The following is an 18605-nucleotide window of genomic DNA, read 5'->3' as shown; positions in this document are numbered from 1 at the left end:
ATTGATATTAGACTTCTTGTAAGCTCTGGCTTATTTTCTTTAGCCCCATATGCAAAAATGGAGTTACAACAAATAAGAAGCCACCTAAAACTATAAACGTCCAGTCAAAACCAAAGTAATCAATCAACCAGCCCGTCACAGGGAAAATGACAATCATACTCAGGCTGAACATCATAGAATAGACACTGAGCATGGTCGCCCGCACTTCACTTGGCAGCTGCTTTTGCAAATCATTGTCAAAAATCGGCTGGAAAAGAGCATACAAGGCGTTGCTGATTAGATAAATCAAAATATAAATGATCGGAGTTCCAAAATAGGACAGCAGGTAGCTTGCTCCGGTTAGAAGAACCACTGAAGGAAAAAGTTTTAAGGCAGAATACTTCTTCCCAATCACACTCGCCAGATAGACCGCCAAGATATTCAAAGCACTGCCAATCAGCATGACTACCGAAATCTGCCAATCTTTTAAATCAGGCAATTGATTTTGATAATAAAAATAAAACATACACATCAGCGTTCCGATGATTTGGGACATAATCATCCAGATAAAAAGACTGGGATTTCTCTGCAACTCCTCTTTGACAGCCCAGATAATCTTTTTCATGGTCAGACGTTCTGATTTCTCTGCTTTGACACTTGGCTCCTTCAGCATCCAGGTCAAGAAAAGAACGATAATAGAGGTTCCAATCATGATATAGTAGGTCAGATGCAATTGTCCATGGACAAAAAATCCAGCCCAGACCGTTCCCAAAGACCGAGTCGCCTCAGCCACCCCAGACATAAAACTGGAGATGGATAAATAATGTTCCTTGAGGCCGGCCTCCACAGATGAATCATAAACCATGGCCGCACTTGTCCCCGAATCAAAATTATAGGACCAAGCACTAATCACCATAGCCAATGCATAAACCCAAAAATTCCCCTGCCCAGCTAACATGAGAACAGAAGACACAATCCCAGCTATCCGGCTCAGATACAGATTAGTCTTGTAGGAAAAGCGATCCGCCAACATCCCAGAAGGAATTTCACAAATAACGCTGGTCGCATGAAAAATACTTTCCAAAAGGCCAATCTGCCAAAGGGACATGCCGTTTTGACTTAGAAATAAAATCCAAAAACTAGTAATGCCTAAAAAGGCAAAAAATTCTACTCCGGCCATAAGACCGATATTTTTCCGATAACTTCTTTTAAACATTTTTTCTCCTTTAACAAGTGTTTTTTAATTTCTATCCTTTGTAACTTGTTAATCTGCTGTTTACATGACCTCTACCTCTTCTTTCTCTATATTTCTAAATTTGGATTATTTCATAGTTCGATGTTGAAAAAACGCCACATGGGCGTTTGAATCATTTTATGGTTTAATACGGTGCAACATACGTGGGAATGGAATGGCTTCACGGATATGCTTGGTACCTGCTACAAAGGTTACCATACGCTCGATACCGATACCAAATCCACCGTGTGGAACAGAGCCGTACTTACGAAGATCCAGGTAGAATTCATATTCTGATGTATCCATACCAAGCTCTTCCATTTTAGCGACCAGTGCGTCGTAATCTTCTTCACGCATAGAGCCACCGATGATTTCACCGTAGCCCTCTGGAGCAAGCAAGTCTGCACAGAGAACGCGATCTGGATTTCCAGGAACTGGTTTCATATAGAAGGCCTTGATAGCTGCTGGATAGTTCACGACAAAGGTTGGTACACCAAAGTGGTTTGAAATCCATGTTTCATGCGGTGACCCAAAGTCATCTCCATGTTCCAAATGCTCATAATCTGCATCTTCATCATTTTCATGGGCTTGCAAGAGGTCAATCGCTTCATCGTAGGTAACGCGCTTGAAAGGCTCCGCAACGTAGCGCTTCAAGAGTTCTACATCACGGTCCAATGTTTCCAAAGCTTGAGGAGCACGGTCGAGAACACCTTGAATCAAGGCTTTGACATAAGCTTCCTGCAAGTCGAGTGATTCATCGTGAGTAACAAAATTATACTCCGCATCCATCATCCAGAACTCTGTCAAGTGACGGCGGGTTTTTGATTTTTCAGCACGGAATACAGGACCAAAGTCATAAACACGACCCAGAGCCATAGCTCCCGCTTCCAGGTAAAGCTGACCAGATTGGCTCAAGTAAGCTGGAGTTCCAAAGTAGTCGGTTTCAAAGAGCTCAGTCGAATCCTCTGCTGCATTACCTGACAAGATTGGGCTGTCAAACTTGATAAAGCCATTCTTATCAAAGAATTCATAGGTAGCATAGATGATGGCATTACGGATCTGCATCATAGCCACTTGCTTACGAGAGCGCAGCCACAAGTGACGGTTGTCCATGAGGAAGTCTGTTCCGTGTTCTTTTGGCGTGATTGGATAGTCATTAGACTCGCCGATGACTTCGATATCTGTAATGTCCAGCTCGTAACCAAATTTTGAACGCTCGTCTTCTTTGACGATCCCTGTCACATAGACAGATGTTTCTTGGCTCAAGCGTTTGATAGTATCAAACTTCTCAAGTCCTACTTCTTCGCCAAATTTCTCGATGAAGTTAGGTTTGAAAGCTACACCTTGGAAAAAAGCGGAACCATCACGCAACTGCAAGAAAGCGATTTTCCCTTTTCCTGACTTGTTGGCCACCCAAGCACCAATCGTTACTTCTTCACCAACATGATTTTTTACATCAATAATTGTTACATTTTTCTTCGACACGTTTTTTCTCTTTTCTATTTTTATTCTTTGTGGCAGACTACTTCGACATTATTTCCATCTGGGTCTAGGATAAAAGCTGCATAGTAAGGTAGATGATCACTCCGATAATCAGGTGCACCATTATCTTTTCCACCTGCCTTCAAACCAGCCTCGTAGCAAGTTCGAACCTGCACATGGTTTTCTGCAAAAAAAGCAAAGTGAATAGGAGACTGCTCTCCCTTTCCTAACCAAAAATCTCCACCAGGATGAGGACTATTGGGGGCAACAAAACTGAGTAGAGAGTCAGTTCTAAAATCCAATTCGTAGCCAAGAGGAGCAAGAAAGCTTGTATAAAAGTCTTTTGAAATTTGTAAATCCTTTACTTTAATCTCAAAATGATCAATCATTCTTACTTCTCCATGAAATCCTTGAGGCGTTGAACCGCTTCTTTTAGTGTATCCATGTCAGTCGCATAGCTGAGGCGGACATTTTCTGGCGCACCAAATCCATCCCCTGTCACCAAAGCAACTCCTACTTCTTCTAAAATCGCTGTGGTAAAGGCAGTCACATCGGTATAACCTTTCATTTCCATCGCTTTTTTAACATTTGGGAAGAGATAGAAGGCCCCCTGAGGCTTGACAACTTCAAAGCCAGGCACTTGAGCCAGCAAAGGATAAATAGTATTTAGGCGCTCTTCAAAGGCCAATCGCATATTTTCGACTGTATCCTGATCGCCCGTCAAGGCTTCAATGGCCGCATATTGCGCCACCGCTGTTGGATTAGAAGTCGTTTGCCCTGCAACCTTGCTCATCGCTGAGATAATTTCAGGCTCACCTACAGCATAGCCAATCCGCCAGCCCGTCATAGAGTAGCTTTTAGAAACACCGTTGATGACGACTGTTTGCTTGCGAATTTCCTCAGATAGACTGGAAATCGGCGTAAATTTATTGCCATTATAAACCAAACGACCATAAATATCGTCAGCTAGGATCAGGATATCATGCTCAACAGCCCAGTTCCCGATAGCCAGCAGCTCTTCTGCTGTATAAATCATACCAGTCGGATTGGATGGCGAGTTTAGAACCAAGACCTTGGTCTTCTCAGTACGGGCAGCCTCCAACTGGGCCACCGTCACCTTAAAGTTGTTTTCCTCTGTCGCTTGAGCAAAAACAGGCTTTCCTTCGGCCATCAAGATCTGATCGGCATAGCTGACCCAATAAGGCGTTGGAATGATGACTTCATCTCCTGGATCAATCACACTCATAAAGAAGGTGTAAAGAGAGAACTTAGCACCTGTTGCCACTGTCACTTGATTAGGCTGAATCTCATAGCCATAGTACTTGGCAAAATAGTCTACAACCGCTGCTTTCAGCTCAGGCAGACCACTTGTTACCGTATAAAAACTAGCCCTGCCATCTTCAATCGCTGCCATCGCTGCTTGCTGGATATTCTTAGGCGTCGGAAAATCTGGCTCTCCCAAGGTCAAAGAAAGGATATCCCTGCCTTCAGCCTTTAAAGCTTTGGCTCTAGCTGCCGCCGCCAAAGTCACACTTTCTTCCATATTTAAAACACGATTGGATAATTTCATAGCCCCTCCTTGCTGAGCAATGTCTTGCTTTCAAATCCGATATTGTAATAAGTGCTTCCAGACTTAATTTCCCAAACAGGCTGACCGTCTAAGTAACCAAAAGTGGTCTTATCAATAGAAGTCGCTCCATTTTCCTTGGCCACCCGCTCTGCCTCTGCCTGACTCATCCCATCTTGCAAGCGATAGACATGGATCTTGTTTGAATTTTTGGAAATCAGAACAGCTTCTTCCTCTTTTTTACTAGTTTTCCCAATCAAGCTATAATAGGACTCTTTGCCATTGTAAATCGCAAAGCTCGTCAGACTTTCCAAATCTGCATATTCCTTAGCGATTTTTTGAGAGCCCTCCTCAGCTGACTGCCAAGGCTCGATAGCAAGGTGCAACATCGTAAGAAATGAGAAAACAAGCGCCGTGAGGACTAGGAAAAGCCCAATGGCATAGTGCCTTATAGGAAATTTAGCCCTTTCTTTAATTTTATGTCTCACTGAATCATTATACTACAAATAGCCTGATTTTTCTAGGACTTTTATTACATTTGCATTTATTACTACTTATTGATAAAATATTGCTATGAAAATAACTGAAAACTTAGATAACGAGACTCTACTTGACCTCAAGACAATTATCGTTCTCCATAAGGCGGAGCGCACCATTCGTAATCTCGAAGCTCAAATTTTTAAAAAGCATAATTTGACGCCTACCCAATTTTCCGTTTTGGAAACCTTATATAGTAAAGGAGAACTGCGGATTCAAGATTTGATTGATAGCATGCTGGCTACATCGGGAAATATGACGGTCGTTATCAAAAACATGGAAAGAGATGGCTGGATTAGCCGCAGTTGCGATCCCAATGACCGCCGCTCCTTTCTCATCCAACTAACCGACCAAGGCCAGAAAAAGATCGAGGCTGTCTTGCCAGAGCACATCGCCAATATCCGCCATATGACTGCTCTCCTATCCCAAAACGACAAAGAAGATTTAGTGCATCTCTTAAAAACTTTCAAAAAGCTGAGCTAAATTATTGCTAATTAGTAATAATTGTTGTAACATAGATAGTAACAAGAGGGGCACCTCTTAAATAAAGATAAAATGGAGGACATATTTATGTCTAAAGTACTATTTATTGTTGGTTCACTTCGTCAAGGTTCATTCAATCATCAGTTGGCAACTCAAGCAGAAAAGGCTCTAGCTGGTAAAGCTGAGGTTTCCTATCTGGACTACCAGGATGTTCCATTCTTTAACCAAGACCTCGAAAGTCCAGCTCCAGCTGCTGTTGCCAAAGTTCGCGAAGAAATCCTTGCAGCTGATGCTATCTGGATCTTCTCACCTGTCTACAACTGGGCCATCCCAGGCGTGGTGAAAAACTTGCTCGACTGGACTTCACGCGCACTTGATTTGTCAGACCCAAGCGGCCCTTCTGCCCTCAATGCCAAAGTGGTAACTGTTTCATCTGTTGCTAACGGCACTTCACCTGATGAGGTCTTCAAGCACTACCGTAGCCTCCTTCCATTTATTCGCATGAATGTGGTTGATCAATTTACTGGTGTCGGTATCAACCCAGAAGCTTGGGGAACTGGCCAATTAGTCCTTTCAGAAGACAAGCTTGCTGAGCTTTCTGCCCAAGCAGATGCCCTCCTAGCAGCTATCCACTAAGATAAAATGAAAAACATGAAGCAAGATTTCCGAGAAATACTGCTTCATGTTTTTTTTATTTTAAGATAATGGCTGCGACGATTGGACTGACAATCACATACATGATCCCTGTCACTCCGATTGCAAGACCTGCCATGGCTCCAGCAACATGTCCATATTTGAAAGCCGTTCCGGTACCAACTGCATGCCCCGTGCCACCTAAGGCCAAGCCCACTGCTACTGGATCCTTAATTTTCAGCAGTTTAAGAATAGTCGGTCCCATGACACTTGTCAAAATACCTGTCGCTACAACAACCACCAAGGTAACAGTTGTCAAGCCCTGCATTTTATCAGTAATTCCTACCGCCATCGCTGTTGTGACAGATTTTGGGAATAGGGAAATCGCTAAAAAGAAATCCATCCCGAAGAATTTCGCAAGTAGAGCCGTGAAAGTCGTATTGACTACCACAGCCACAAAGGTTCCTAACAGGATACTGCGAGCGTGGTGCTTCATCAGGTGGAAGGTCTTATAAAGCGGAATTCCCAAAGCAACCGTTGACGGAACGATTAAATTATTCAAATAAGCCCCACCGACATAGTAATCCTTATAAGAAATTCCCGTTAATTTCAAAAAAGCAATGACCAAAATTGCTGCTAAAAGGAGAGGCGTTGTCAAAGGATGTGGAAATCTACGGAAAATCAGCATCCCAATGAGGTAGGCCAAAATGGACAAAGCGAGGCCAAATAGCGGGTTACTCCATAGATTAGACATGATCCATCCCTCCTTCCTCATAATCGCCTTCAAAATGCTGCTTGATGAACTGTACGACAAGGGCAATGACGATCACATTTAAAACAATGGCACCAAGAATAATCAAAACAATCGGTAGCAGATAAGGAGCAATCACATGGAATTTATCCATAATACCAACCGCCGGCGGCAGAAAAAGAATGGTCATATTGGCTAACAGGAAGTTTCCGACCATACTGACGTGGCGGAGCCGCAATAACTTAAACTGCAAAGCAAGAAATAGCAAGATTAAGCCGATAATACTACCTGGAATGGGAAGATGGAAGACACTTGATATCCCCTCTCCAATGATGGAAATCGAGAAAATAATCATCAACTGGACATATAACTTCATGCAGAACCTCCGAAACTTTCTATGTACAGTTTACTCCTTTTCAGAAAAATTTCAAGGTTTTTCTCAAATAAAAAAGATGGAAACGAATCCATCTGATTTCTTACATACTATCCTTACTTCTATATTCTGCGGGTCTAGCATTAAACAAAGTGATTATCGTTCTTCGTCCTGCTATCAAAAAAACGCCTTTTGGCGCTTCTTGAAATACAACGGAAGACATGGGATTCGAACCCACGCACGCTTTTACACGCCTACTGCGTTTCCAACACAGCCTCTTAAGCCTCTTGAGTAATCTTCCATAAAAGAGAAAGACTTGCTTTCTCAAAACTTTATCCATTATACCACATTGCAGCTCCAGCCGCTATACTTTCCGTTATATTTTTTCGAAATTTCTATTAATTCCCAAACATGTTGGTTGATGCTAGGGAGCTCTGTGGTATCAAATCGGGATATTTCTAGTTTGTAAGGTTGAGGATCGCCTTCTTCTTTTTTCCTAGAAGAAATATCATAATCAAGAGCAGAGGCATCCCCCATAAAGGAAACACGATCATCGTAAGTCTCAAAACTAAACTTATGAGTGATTTCCCTTAGTTGACTGTGGTCATCCCCTTCTTTTTCTAGGCGATACCAGATACGCTGGTTTAAGATAGATTGGTACTCATATTCATTTGGATACAAGAAGTCAAAGTATTGTTTCCAGTCAGGATCCACCAAGGTAGCTGAACTATATTGATATTTCGAAAATTGCTCCATTACTTGAGCAATAATCGGCATGTGCCGCTCTCTATCTTTCAAATAGTAATAAAATTCTATATGACCATCTGTGATGACTACTCCGACATAGATAGCTGCAATGCGCTTCATCGCTTCTGAAAGACGATCTTCGATGAGGTTCAAATTAGAAAATTCATCATAATCTGGAAACCCTGTTTCTGGATCAACCTTCAAAATAGCAATTCTCAAACGTAGGGCATAAGTATAGGATGGATAGGGAGCGATAGAATTCAACGCTAAATTTAGACGGATACTAGCCATTCGATCATCAATAAGGGTCGAAAAAGAGCCCCATTCATTCGGAAGATTCTCTAAATCAACAGAAACTTCCTCAATGGGTAGATGACTATCTTGACTCTTCCCTAAGATTTTTCCCAAAAAACTCATATCATCAAAAACCTCATTTACATATCCCTATGGAGCCGGTGGGAGTCGAACCCACGTCCAAACACCTGCCAACACATTTGTCTACGACCATAGGCCATGTCTTCATTTAACTCAGCTTTGACACATGGCTCAAGTCCAAGCTAAGCGAGTCTATCAATCTCTTGTAAAATCCCTAGACTTGATTTTACCGTAGCTTGCTCATAATAAGACCGGTCATCAGACACAAGCAATCCGAATCAGGTCACGCTGGCTGGTTTTTAAGCAGCTAAAGCGTAAGAATTGTTATTTTTTGCAGTTATATTTAACTGGCGTTTTACATCCGCTAGATGAGTCGCAAAATATGCCGCATAATGCCTGTCGAATCCGTAACGACCCCAAGACAAGTAACTATTATACCAAAATAATGTCCTAATTGCAAAAATCAAGATAAAATTACTCCAAAGATGCTAAAATTCCCTTGATATAAGGCACCAAGGGAATTTGACTACATATGATCTTTCACTGCAACTGCTACCATTCTAGACTTGGCTCTTGGCTGTCCTGCTACTGACATCTCCATCACGATAATAGCTTTCCTTGCTCCCAACTCCTCAAGCCGCGAAGTAACGATGATTTCCTGATCAATAGGCGTCGGGCTCTGGTAATCAACTTCTAAGCGGGCTGTGATAAAGCGTCCAATGACTGTATCTTGGGTCAAGTCCAAGCCTTTTTCTTGATGGGCAAACCAAGCTGCTGAAGCCGTTCCATGGCAATCAAAAATCATAGCAATCATGCCACCAAAAAGATTGGCCGGCACACCACCAGTGTAGTGAGATTCTGGTCGTATTCTAGTAATACATTCCTTCCCATCTAAGCTAGGATAAGTCTTTAAATGTAGGCCTAGCTCATTCTTAGGGCCGCAGCCCCAGCAATGTTGAAATCGGTCGCCATATGTATCTTGAATCGCAATCTTTCTTGTTTCTAAAGTCATACCAGTTCCTTTCAAAAATCAGAGTGTAAGCGTTTTTTGATTAGTATATCAGTCTTTGGGACAATAGTAAATAGAATGCAGAGTCAATATATTTTAATTGTAGCTATAATCTGATTTTATAAAAAGAACCTAAGTTTTCTACCTCTTTCTTAAATTAAAGACACTTATTTTCAGCCTGAATAGCCTTTCTAAAGCATAGAAAAACCAAGAAGGCCCGATCTGGCTTCTTGGTTTCATCTAATTTTATAACTTCTTCTATTAGAATAGTTCCTGAATCGGTTCAAAAATAATCCGTTCAATATCAGACAAGTAGATAGAGAGTTGTTGTTGCTTATTAAAGAAAGCTGATAATAAATCATTGCCTTGGATTTTATCTCCAAAACTCTGCATCTTTTCTTGAATGTCTGGAGTCGGCATTTGACCTGTTTGAGCCAGTTGCTGCAGCTCTTTCTGGAAAGCTAGGTAGTCATCAAAAATAGCCTTGGCTTCACTATCCGCATTGATAGCCTGCTTGCTTTCTACCACAGCTTTGTACTCTGGCATTTCGCGAAGTCCACGGCTGAGTTCATTGGCTAAATCATAAATATTTGACATAGAGTTCTCCATTCTATATTAGTCTACGGACACTAGGTAATCCGTATTTTCTTTTACTATTTTAGCAGATTTTTCCAAATCTTGGCGATTTTTAAAGGTGATTTGCAGAATACCGTTGATATCTTCTCGGTTTTCCTCGTTGATCCGAATATTGACGACTGAAATTCCGCGCAGAAGCTCCAAAATACCCAAAATCGCATCTTCTTCGTCAGGAACTTCAATAAAGAGGTCATAAAAGCTGTCCACACCCGCTCGCTTATGAATTTCCATTTGCTTGCGGCTCTGCCGTCCTCGGTCGAAAAATTCCCAGATAGCTGTCTCGTCCTTGGTCTTAATCGCTGCGGCAACCTTGTCTAACTGGTCTTTAAAATCTTCCAGCCGCTCCAAAATGGCTTCGGGATTGGTCAAGAGGATAGAGGTCCACATCCCTGGCTCGCTCTCCGCAATCCGTGTCATATCTCGAAAACCACCGGCTGCAAAAGACTGGGTCAGCTCATGCTCCTGGCTATAAGCTGCAGCTTGCTCCATAAGGCTGGAGGCTAGTATATGCGGAAAATGACTGATTTGACTGGTCACTCGATCGTGCTCAGCTGCATCCACCTGGATAAAACGGGCATGAAGACCACTTAGTAAGTCTTTCATTTCCTCAAGCGTACCAGACTTGGTCAAGCCAGAGGGCGTGAAGATATAATAGGCATTTTCAAAGAGAGTGACATGGGCTGCCTTGGCTCCGCTCTTGTGACTTCCAGCCATAGGATGAGCACCGACAAAGCGGATGGGCTTATTCTGCAGATACTTTTCTGCTGCTGCCACAATCTCAGCCTTGGTCGAGCCAGCATCTGAGATGATAACATTTTCCTTCAGATCCAGCTCCGCTAGATTCTTGATAAATGCTATGGTCTGCTTGATGGGCACAGCCAGAATAATCACATCAGCCAGTGGAGCAAAGGCCGCAAAATCATCCGTTACCCGGTCTACCATTCCCCGCTCTAATGCAACTCTACGCGATTCTTCACTTCGATTATAACCAAGAATCTCTATCTCAGGATGATCTCGCCTGATGCCCAGAGCCAAGGAAGCTCCAATCAGTCCCAGCCCTACGATATAGACCGTTTTTCCCTCCATTCCCTTCTCCTTACTTCTAAAAGTTCTTGACAAATTCCCGATGGCGGGCTACCGCATCCTTCAGTTCTTCCAGATTGTCCGAAGAGAACTTCTCCAGAACTTCGGTGGCTAAAACTGTTGCCACCACGCTTTCCATGACAACACCTGCCGCTGGTAGAGCCGTAGGATCACTCCGCTCTACTGTCGCCTTGTAAGGCTCGTGGGTCTCAATATCCACACTCATCAGTGGCTTGTAAAGGGTTGGAATGGGCTTCATAACACCTCGCACCACGATTGGCTGACCATTGGTCATACCGCCCTCAAAGCCGCCTAGATTATTAGTCCTGCGAGTGAAGCCATCTTCCTCAGACCAAAGGATTTCATCCATGACTTGACTGCCCTTGAGACGGCCGGCTTCAAAGCCCACGCCAAACTCAACTCCCTTGAAAGCATTGATGGACACGACTCCCTGAGCAATCTTGGCATCCAGCTTCTTGTCCCATTGGACATAGGAGCCCAGACCGACTGGCACACCGCCAACGACAGTCTCAATGACACCACCGATGGTATCCCCGTCTTTCTTAATCTGATCAATATAGGCCTTAATCTCTTCTTCGCGCTCGGGATTGACAATGGAAACCTCTGACTGGGCAGCTCTTTCCTTGATTTCTGCTACAGTCAGATCGTCCGGCACATCAATATCAATGCCACCAAAGGTCACGATATGGCTGGCTACCTCTACACCGATTTCTTCCAGCAAGCGCTTGGCTACCGCTCCGACTGCTACACGCATGGTCGTTTCGCGGGCAGAAGAGCGCTCCAGGGAATTTCGCAAATCGTCAAAGCGGTATTTCATACCACCAACCAAGTCCGCATGGCCAGGGCGTGGTTTGGTAATCTTGCGCAGCCCTTTTTTCTTTTCATCCACATCTGCCGCGCTCATAATCTCCAGCCACTTCTGATGATCCAGATTTGTAACATTGAGGGTAATCGGACCGCCCATGGTCAAGCCATGACGAACCCCAGACGTAATCTCGACTTGATCGCTTTCAATCTTCATGCGGGCACCGCGGCCATACCCACCCTGGCGTCGCTTGAGCTCAGCATTGATATAGTCAGCGGTCAAAGGAAGACCAGCCGGCACTCCCTCAATAATAGCTGTCAGACGAGGTCCGTGCGATTCTCCTGCTGTTAAATATCTCATACATTTTCTCCTATTTCTGGGATGGAAAAACTGGACGTCCTGTCTTTTTTCATCAAAACCGTCCAATCGTCTTAAACTCCATCTGGCACTTATTTCTTCAGAAATTCTTTCATCTCTTCCAACGGAATCTGGTGAATACTAGCCGAACCCAACTCAGGAACCAGTACTAGTTTAATAGAATTCCCTCTAGCCTTCTTATCATGGGTCAAAGCCTGATAGAGAGCAGCCTCATTCCATGGCTGGTAATCCACCGGCAAGCCAAACTTCTGACACATATGGATGATGTCTTCTGTGATTCCGGCTGGCATAAGGCCTTTCTTCTCAGCGACACGAGAAATCTGTACCATGCCAATCGCCACAGCTTCACCGTGCATGACTTTTCCATAGCCCGCTGTCGCTTCAATAGCGTGCCCAATAGTATGACCAAAATTCAGATAGAGGCGGACGCCATTATCCAGCTCGTCCTCGACCACAATCTTACGCTTGACATCGCAGGAATGGTAGATGATGCTCTCCGCATGCTCCAAAATCGACTCTGGGCTGCCATCCATTTCTGACAGCTCATCCCAGAGTTCCTTATCCTCAATCAAGCCGTACTTGACCACCTCGCCCATGCCTTCGATCAGTTCCCGCTGGCCCAAGGTATGCAAGACTTCTGGGTCAATCAGAACTCCGTTAGGCTGGGTAAAAGTCCCGACCATATTCTTGGCCCAAGGCGTATTGACACCTGTCTTACCACCGATAGAAGAGTCCACTTGGGCTGTCAGACTGGTCGGAATCTGAACGAAATGAATGCCCCGCATATAGGTCGAAGCAGCAAAGCCCGCCAAATCACCGACAACGCCACCACCTAAGGCCACAATGCCATCACTGCGGGTCAGGCCAACCTTGACCAGGAATTCATAGACTTTGTTGACCGTCTTTAAGTTCTTGCTGGCTTCGCCCTCCAAAAAGTCAAAGACAAAAGTCTCAAACCCAGCTGCTTCTAAGCTCAGCTTGACCTTTTCCGCATAGAGTCGAGCGACTCTATTGTCCGTGATGATGACGACTTTCTGAGGCTGCCAAAGCTGACTCAGCCAGTTTCCAGCCTGAGATAAGGCTCCTTTTTCGATGAGAATATCATAGGGATGATGGGGGAGATTTACATTCAATTTCATAAGCGCCTCCTTGTTTTTCCTGATCCAACCATAGAGCAGTTGAGTACGAGTAACTATTTATACAGAGCTTCCAGCTGCTGCCAAATTTCCTGACAAGGCATGGGTTGTCCTGTCCAAAGCTCAAAAGCTTCTGCGGCCTGATAAAGCAACATACCCAGACCATTCACTGCCACTACTTTCTGACTTCGAGCCCACTTTAAAAAAGGTGTTTCAAAAGGTTTATAAATCACATCCGCGACTAAAATCTGGCTCGGCAGCTGAATACTTTCAGCTAATGGCAAAGTTTTTCCATCCATACCCACACTTGTTCCATTGACCAAAAGGTCTGACTGGTTGATTTTATCCTGCAAGATAGCCAAGTCTTCTAAGTTCAATACATGAATCCTACTCTCAGTCTGGCGGCTGATAACTGCCATCTTGCTGACAGTCTTATTATAAGAAGACTGCCGTGTAAAGGCAAAGATTTCCTCTGCTTGATCCAAAGCAGCTTGAGCGATAATAGCTGTCGCGGCTCCTCCAGCACCCAAAATGGTCATTTTTTTGCCCTGAATAGCAAAAGACGGCAAGCTCTTAAAAAATCCCTTGCCATCCGTATTATATCCTATCAATGTACCATTTTTATTCACCACTGTATTCACAGCCCCGATAAGACGGGCACTGGGAGCCAATTCATCAAGATATTGGATGACTTCCTGCTTGTAGGGCATTGACAAATTTATCCCAAACATATTATACCTTCGGATATTAGCAACGGTCGCTCCTAAATCCTCTGCTTCAATTTCCAAAGCAAGGTAGACACCATTGACAGCAGTCTTCTCAAAGGCAGTATTATGAATAAATGGTGAAATGCTATGCTTAATCGGCTTAGCAACCACTGCAGCTAGACGAGTATGGCCATCAATTTTCATTTAAAATCTCCCGTACAACCTTCATGTTTGCTAGGGAAACCTGACCTGGTGCACTCGGCTGTTCAACGCTGGCAAAAGACCAACTCGAACCTGTCAAATCTGCAGCCAAGCGAGAAATCTTTCCGACTTTCCCCATAGAAATCGTTACATACTCTTGTTCAGGATTCAAAATCTTAAATCCACGAGTGTAGTTCATCAGATCCAAGACATCTTGCTCATTGTGAGCCATAACAGAAACTTTGACCACTTTTGGTGCCAAACTTGTCAATTCTGACAAAATTTCCATCATATTTTCAGGCGTTTCCTCGAAATTATGATAACTGAGAACTAAATTTGGAAACTCGAGCATTTCTTCGAATTTATCTTTATGCGAATAGTATTCAAAATCAACATAGTCTGGCGAATAAAAATTGGCTACTTCTTTGATAAGAGCAACATATTCATCATCTGACAGATCAATTTCGCCACCTTCTCCGCGACTTCGCAGTGTGAAGAGCAATTCACGACCAGCAAATTTCTCGAAAATAGCAGGAGCAACGTTGAGAATGCTCTCTTTCGGCAAAAAGTCCGCGCGCCATTCGATAATGTCAGCATCATCATAACGACTCACATCAATTGCTTTAGCCTCTTCTAAACTTCTGGGCATGATTGAAACGACTAATTTCATTTGTCCACCTTAATTGTAAATACCTTGAGGTAGTTACTATTCTCATCTTTCTTATTGTATACAAAGTCTGCTGGTAGGCCATATTCCGCCAGATAGCGGTGAGGAACTCCTGCAAATCCTTTTTCAATTTCTTTTTTAAACTTACTTTTAGAAACATTAGCTGCGTTGGTCGAAAGAATCAATATTCCATTCGGACTCAAGATTTCCAAGGCCTGAGCCACCAAACGATGATAATCTTTCGCAACAGAGAAAGTCTGTTTCTTATTGCGAGCAAAGCTCGGCGGATCTAGGACAATCACATCATACTTTAGTTCATGACGCTTGGCGTATTTGAAATAATCAAAAACATCCATGACCACAAAACGATGCGGCTCTAAATCCAAACTATTGGCTTCAAAGTGCGCTTGGGAAAGCTCGCGGCTACGTTTGGCCAAATCCACCGAAGTTGTTTGACTGGCACCGCCCATGGCAGCTGCCACCGAAAATGCTGCTGTGTAGGAGAACATATTGAGCAGACTTTTTCCGCTAGCTAAGCCGTCAACCAGACTCCCCCGCACCTCGTGCTGGTCCAGAAAAATCCCAGTCATCAGGCCATCATTCATGAAGACTTGATAGCGCACGCCATTTTCCAAAACCGTAAAATAGGCTGGTGCTTCTGCTCCGTAGAGATGGGCAGACTCGTAGTCCAAGCCCTTGAAGCGAATCTTCTCGTAAGCTCCAGTGACCTCAGGAAAGACCTGCTGGAAAGCAGCCACTATCTGGTCCTTGATTGAAAAAACAAAGGAATTGTACCAAGAAAAAACGGCATATTTCTCGTAGATATCAACCGTAAAACCGCCAAAACCGTCACCTTCTTGGTTAAACAGGCGATAGGCTGTCGTATCCTCTGCATGACGGTAATAAAAACGCTTGTCTTTAGCTTTTTCAAACAAATGCTGAAAGAAAGCGGAGTTCAGCTCTACCTTAGCATAGGAAACCAGCCAGCCAAGTCCCTTATTTTGTAAGGAGAGATAAGCCGTTCCCAAGAACTTCCCCTGCTGACTATGCAATTCCACACATTGATCGGTGAATGAAAGAGTTGGAAAATCATTCTTATCTAGAACTAAAATTCCTTTTCCCAACTTTTCCTCTGTCTGCTTATTAACAGTAAGTTTCTTCATAAGCATTATTATACCAAATATTGTGAAAATTCTCAAAGCATATTTATTATTTTCAAATATTACTTGTTTTAGTAGAAGAAATTTTCAACATTTTATATATTAAATATTTATTTTATCAGGCGGCTTTTGAGTAAGCTTCCCCTACTCACACTTTCCACTATCTATCATGAAACAAATCCTGTCTAATCTTAGGTATGTTTGCGAACAATCTTGAAGCTAGGAAATAATTGCCCTTATTAAATTACTTTACAAATAAAATAAACTAAACACTAAATCACCTCAATTTTTCCTCAACTTGAAAAATTGTGATATACTTAGAAAAAGAGAATTTTTAGGAAATAAGACAAGGAAGTATCTTTCTGTGAAAAAAATAACCAAGAATTTACTCAATTTTATGAGTACAAGGCTCGGTTTCGTCTTGAGCTTGCTCACGATTTATTGGTTAAAAACCATGTGGGCTTATACTGTTGATTTTAATTTAGATATTCAAGGAGCCTATCAGATTTTTCTGGCTCTGATTAACCCTTTCCCCATCGGCCTTTTACTGATTGGACTTGCTCTTTATATCAAGCCGACTAAGCTTTTTTATTGTGTCAGCACGGCTATCTACATCATGCTCTTTGTCTGGTTGGTCTCAAACTCCATCTACTACCGTGAGTTTACCGACTTTGTGACAGTCAATACTATGTTGGCTTCCAGCAAGGTGTCTGCAGGCCTCGGGGCAGCAGCCATGGAGCTCTTCCGCCCTTGGGATGCTATCTATATCATTGATTTCCCAATTCTAGGCTGGCTTTTTTATAAAAAATATATCCGCTTGGATCATCGTAGGTTTAATTTCCGCGCCAGCTTTGCTGTAACGTCCCTATCAGCGATGCTCTTTTCGGCCAATCTTTTCCTAGCAGAAATTGATCGTCCTGAGCTCCTGACACGCGGATTTTCAAATTACTATGTCGTTCGCGCTCTTGGTCTTCCTGCCTTTCTCGGCTACAGTGCTAATCAAACCTATGCTGCTAATAAAGAGCGTTCCAAAGCCTCTGCCAAGGATCTAGAACCCGTTCAACAATATATCCAAACTCACTATGCCGAGCCAAACTCTGAATACTACGGCATTGCCAAAGGTCGCAATGTTATCTATGTCCATCTAGAAAGCTTCCAGCAGTTTCTGATTGATTATAAACTGCAGATGGAGGGCAAGGAATATGAAGTTACGCCTTTCCTTAACTCCCTTTACCACTCCAACTCAACTTTAGCCTTTTCAAACATCTTTAACCAGGTCAAGGCTGGGAAGACTTCCGATGCTGAGACCATGATTGAAACAGGTCTCTTTGGTCTCAACCAAGGCTCCTTCATGGTAAACTATGGCGGTACTAATACCCAACAAGCAGCACCTTTTATCTTATCAAAAAATGGAGACTACACATCTGCTGTTTTCCATGGAAATACAGGTAGTTTCTGGAACCGCAACACTGCCTACAAGCAATGGGGTTATAATTATTTCTTCGATGCGTCTTACTTTACCAAGCAAGACGAGACCAACTCCTTCCAGTATGGCTTGAACGATAAAATTATGTTCAAAGATTCCATCAAGTATCTGGAACATTTGCAGCAGCCTTTCTATGCCAAATACATCACCGTCTCTAATCACTATCCTTATACGACCAGTCTGATTGGCGATGAGATTGGTTTCCCACTGGCAGATACCAAAGACGAAACCATTAATGGCTATTTTGCAACAGCAAACTACCTCGACTCCGCTGTCAAAGCCTTCTTTGACTACCTGAAAGAATCTGGACTCTATGAAAATTCAATCATCGTCCTTTACGGTGACCACTATGGAATTTCTAATTCTCGTAATCCAGCTCTGGCACCTTTGATCAATAAAAATTCTGAGACTTGGTCTAGTTATGACAACGCCATGTTGCAGAGAGTGCCATACATGGTCGTGATACCTGGAATGGAAAAGGGAAAAATCATCGATACCTTTGGCGGACAAATCGATATGCTGCCAACCTTGGAGCATTTATTGGGGATTGACTCCAAAAATTACCTCCAAGTCGGGCAAGACCTCCTCTCACCTCAGCACCAGCAAATCGTGGCCTTCCGCTCAACCAATAACTTTGTAACACCAAAATACACAAGTTATAGCGGCCGCATTTACAACACACAAACTGGTGAGGAGATCACTCTGCCAGACGAGTCAACAACGGCTGAACTAGAAGCTATCCGAACAGCCGCAAATACACAGCTGAAAATGAGCGATGCTATTCAGACAGGGGACCTATTCCGCTTTTATACGGGCAATAACCTAGGAAAAGTCAATCCTGATGATTACAACTACATCAACTCTTTGAAAGCCCTCAAGGCCATTGAGAAAGAAAAAGGTGATCAATCGACTAGCCTTTATTCCAAACGTGGCGGTGTATCCTCTGTGGATCTCTTTAATTCACCAAGTTATCGAGCACTTCACCCAGAACAATTTCACTCTAGTACTAGCAGCGAAGAGGGAACTAGCGGAGAGTCCTCCAGCTCTTCTAGCTCCTCCAGTTCAAGTGTCAGTCCCTAATCTATGAGGCTACTCAACTCTTCCTAAAACATTGAAAAATGTTGAGGGAGAGTTTTTTTATTTTTGAAGCACAAA

Annotated in this window: 19 protein-coding genes, 1 tRNA gene and 1 other RNA gene; 3 read left to right on the top strand and 18 right to left on the bottom strand. The window is 43.2% G+C overall.

What is annotated here, in order from left to right; genetic code table 11:
* Window positions 1-7: 7 nt before the first annotated feature.
* The 5 genes from O3644_RS01655 to O3644_RS01635 all read right to left on the bottom strand — a co-directional run bounded on the left by O3644_RS01655 (window position 8) and on the right by O3644_RS01635 (window position 4750).
* Complete coding sequence (locus O3644_RS01655; protein WP_371594897.1) at window positions 8-1195, bottom strand: MFS transporter; 1188 nt, start codon at window positions 1193-1195, stop codon at window positions 8-10.
* 156 nt (window positions 1196-1351) lie between these two features.
* Window positions 1352-2698, bottom strand: a complete 1347-nt coding sequence (gene asnS, locus O3644_RS01650) for an asparagine--tRNA ligase (protein ID WP_048765112.1) — start codon at window positions 2696-2698, stop codon at window positions 1352-1354.
* Between the two features lie 20 nt (window positions 2699-2718).
* Window positions 2719-3084, bottom strand: coding sequence for a VOC family protein (locus tag O3644_RS01645; protein WP_371594896.1), 366 nt, complete (start codon window positions 3082-3084; stop codon window positions 2719-2721).
* Between the two features lie 2 nt (window positions 3085-3086).
* Entirely contained in the window at window positions 3087-4265 is a 1179-nt protein-coding gene (locus O3644_RS01640; protein WP_268731045.1) for a pyridoxal phosphate-dependent aminotransferase, read from the bottom strand.
* A complete protein-coding gene (locus O3644_RS01635) occupies window positions 4262-4750 on the bottom strand; it encodes a DUF5590 domain-containing protein (protein ID WP_268731044.1) in 489 nt (162 codons plus the stop codon). The genes O3644_RS01640 and O3644_RS01635 overlap by 4 nt, the downstream gene beginning before the upstream one ends.
* An 85-nt stretch (window positions 4751-4835) precedes the next feature.
* Between O3644_RS01635 and O3644_RS01630 the strand changes: the two genes are divergently transcribed.
* Both O3644_RS01630 and O3644_RS01625 read left to right on the top strand, forming a co-directional pair.
* Window positions 4836-5282, top strand: coding sequence for a MarR family winged helix-turn-helix transcriptional regulator (locus O3644_RS01630; RefSeq protein WP_268731043.1), 447 nt, complete (start codon window positions 4836-4838; stop codon window positions 5280-5282).
* Window positions 5283-5369: 87 nt separating this feature from the next.
* Window positions 5370-5918 carry an NADPH-dependent FMN reductase gene (locus O3644_RS01625; protein ID WP_268731042.1) on the top strand — a complete coding sequence of 183 codons (549 nt, stop codon included), beginning with the start codon at window positions 5370-5372 and terminating at the stop codon, window positions 5916-5918.
* Window positions 5919-5973: 55 nt separating this feature from the next.
* Here O3644_RS01625 and O3644_RS01620 read toward each other — a convergent pair whose 3' ends face one another.
* The 13 genes from O3644_RS01620 to O3644_RS01560 all read right to left on the bottom strand — a co-directional run bounded on the left by O3644_RS01620 (window position 5974) and on the right by O3644_RS01560 (window position 15967).
* Window positions 5974-6669: an LrgB family protein gene (locus O3644_RS01620; RefSeq protein ID WP_061422692.1), complete on the bottom strand. Its 696-nt coding sequence runs from the start codon at window positions 6667-6669 to the stop codon at window positions 5974-5976.
* Complete coding sequence (locus O3644_RS01615; RefSeq protein ID WP_045499562.1) at window positions 6662-7042, bottom strand: CidA/LrgA family protein; 381 nt, start codon at window positions 7040-7042, stop codon at window positions 6662-6664. The genes O3644_RS01620 and O3644_RS01615 overlap by 8 nt, the downstream gene beginning before the upstream one ends.
* Before the next feature lie 210 nt (window positions 7043-7252).
* Window positions 7253-7340 (bottom strand) — tRNA-Ser (locus O3644_RS01610).
* A gap of 38 nt (window positions 7341-7378) precedes the next feature.
* On the bottom strand, window positions 7379-8203 hold the full coding sequence (locus tag O3644_RS01605) for a DUF695 domain-containing protein (RefSeq protein ID WP_371594895.1): 825 nt from the start codon (window positions 8201-8203) through the stop codon (window positions 7379-7381).
* Window positions 8204-8230: 27 nt separating this feature from the next.
* Window positions 8231-8579, bottom strand: a transfer-messenger RNA (tmRNA) gene (ssrA, locus tag O3644_RS01600).
* A gap of 108 nt (window positions 8580-8687) precedes the next feature.
* Entirely contained in the window at window positions 8688-9173 is a 486-nt protein-coding gene (locus O3644_RS01595; protein WP_048765127.1) for a thioesterase family protein, read from the bottom strand.
* A gap of 258 nt (window positions 9174-9431) precedes the next feature.
* Window positions 9432-9767 (bottom strand): YlbF/YmcA family competence regulator, encoded by a 336-nt coding sequence (locus tag O3644_RS01590; RefSeq protein ID WP_048765128.1) that lies wholly within the window; start codon window positions 9765-9767, stop codon window positions 9432-9434.
* 18 nt (window positions 9768-9785) lie between these two features.
* Window positions 9786-10892 (bottom strand): prephenate dehydrogenase, encoded by a 1107-nt coding sequence (locus tag O3644_RS01585; RefSeq protein ID WP_048765131.1) that lies wholly within the window; start codon window positions 10890-10892, stop codon window positions 9786-9788.
* Window positions 10893-10908: 16 nt separating this feature from the next.
* Window positions 10909-12075: a chorismate synthase gene (gene aroC / locus O3644_RS01580; RefSeq protein ID WP_048765134.1), complete on the bottom strand. Its 1167-nt coding sequence runs from the start codon at window positions 12073-12075 to the stop codon at window positions 10909-10911.
* A gap of 89 nt (window positions 12076-12164) precedes the next feature.
* Window positions 12165-13232, bottom strand: coding sequence for a 3-dehydroquinate synthase (gene aroB / locus O3644_RS01575; RefSeq protein WP_048765136.1), 1068 nt, complete (start codon window positions 13230-13232; stop codon window positions 12165-12167).
* A gap of 53 nt (window positions 13233-13285) precedes the next feature.
* Complete coding sequence (locus O3644_RS01570; protein ID WP_048765138.1) at window positions 13286-14140, bottom strand: shikimate dehydrogenase; 855 nt, start codon at window positions 14138-14140, stop codon at window positions 13286-13288.
* The gene (gene aroD, locus O3644_RS01565) at window positions 14130-14807 is read right to left on the bottom strand and encodes a type I 3-dehydroquinate dehydratase (RefSeq protein WP_005590561.1); all 678 of its coding nucleotides are present in this window, start codon (window positions 14805-14807) and stop codon (window positions 14130-14132) included. Before aroD ends, O3644_RS01570 begins: the two co-directional genes overlap by 11 nt.
* Window positions 14804-15967 (bottom strand): class I SAM-dependent methyltransferase, encoded by a 1164-nt coding sequence (locus O3644_RS01560; protein WP_371594894.1) that lies wholly within the window; start codon window positions 15965-15967, stop codon window positions 14804-14806. Before O3644_RS01560 ends, aroD begins: the two co-directional genes overlap by 4 nt.
* A 361-nt stretch (window positions 15968-16328) precedes the next feature.
* On the opposite strand from O3644_RS01560, the gene O3644_RS01555 reads away from it, so the two are divergent.
* Window positions 16329-18530: an LTA synthase family protein gene (locus O3644_RS01555; RefSeq protein WP_371594893.1), complete on the top strand. Its 2202-nt coding sequence runs from the start codon at window positions 16329-16331 to the stop codon at window positions 18528-18530.
* The last annotated feature ends 75 nt before the right edge of the window (window positions 18531-18605 follow it).

Origin of the sequence: Streptococcus sp. 27098_8_113 (assembly GCF_041432545.1) — a bacterium.
In the GTDB taxonomy this organism is placed as follows: domain Bacteria; phylum Bacillota; class Bacilli; order Lactobacillales; family Streptococcaceae; genus Streptococcus.
The sequence above is the reverse complement of the archived record's forward strand: the minus strand, read 5'-3'. Positions and strand labels throughout refer to the sequence as shown.